This is a genomic window from Paracoccus sp. JM45 (genome assembly GCF_003590715.1).
In the GTDB taxonomy this organism is placed as follows: domain Bacteria; phylum Pseudomonadota; class Alphaproteobacteria; order Rhodobacterales; family Rhodobacteraceae; genus Paracoccus.
Genome location: NZ_QQVY01000076.1, coordinates 1 through 574, shown reverse-complemented (window position 1 = coordinate 574; position 574 = coordinate 1). Strand labels below are relative to the sequence as shown.

Sequence of the window (574 nt, the reverse complement as noted above, 5' to 3'; positions counted from 1 at the left end):
GAGCTGGCCCATGCGGATCATGTGGGCTGTTTCTATTCCGGCAAGTGTCGCTTGGGCTGAGTGAAACGCCTTGAAGCCTTGCATCGGTCCTGTGATCCGCTTGATGAAGCGATGATCCTGCTCAATGATGTTGTTGAGGTATTTGACCTGCAGAACCTTGATGCGTTTGCCCGTGCCAACAAACTTCAGGATGGCATTAATGCTGTTCAGGCCTGCCAGGTTCGCGCCGGTTTTATCGATCACAACCCTGTCCGGCACGCTATGACTGGCGATGGCGCGTTTAAAAAAGCGACGCGCCGCAGCCGTGTTTCTTTGCTGGGATAGCATAAAATCAAGGGTGTGGCCGTTGCGATCAACGGCACGGTAGAGATAGGTTTATCGGCCACGAACCTTGATATAGGTCTCGTCCATGCGCCACGATTTAGCTGTAGCCCTTTTTCTGGCTTGGGCCTTTGCCGCAATGAGCGGAGCGAACTTTACCACCCAGCGGTTTAGCGTCGCATGATCGACATTAATACCACGCTCAAGCATAATCTCTTCGAGATCACGATAGGAAACGGCATAGCGGACGTAG

Annotated in this window: 1 pseudogene; it reads right to left on the bottom strand. The window is 52.8% G+C overall.

Annotated features, from left to right (window positions below):
* A pseudogene (locus DWB67_RS17800) lies at positions 1–574 on the bottom strand (IS6 family transposase); the annotation flags it as partial.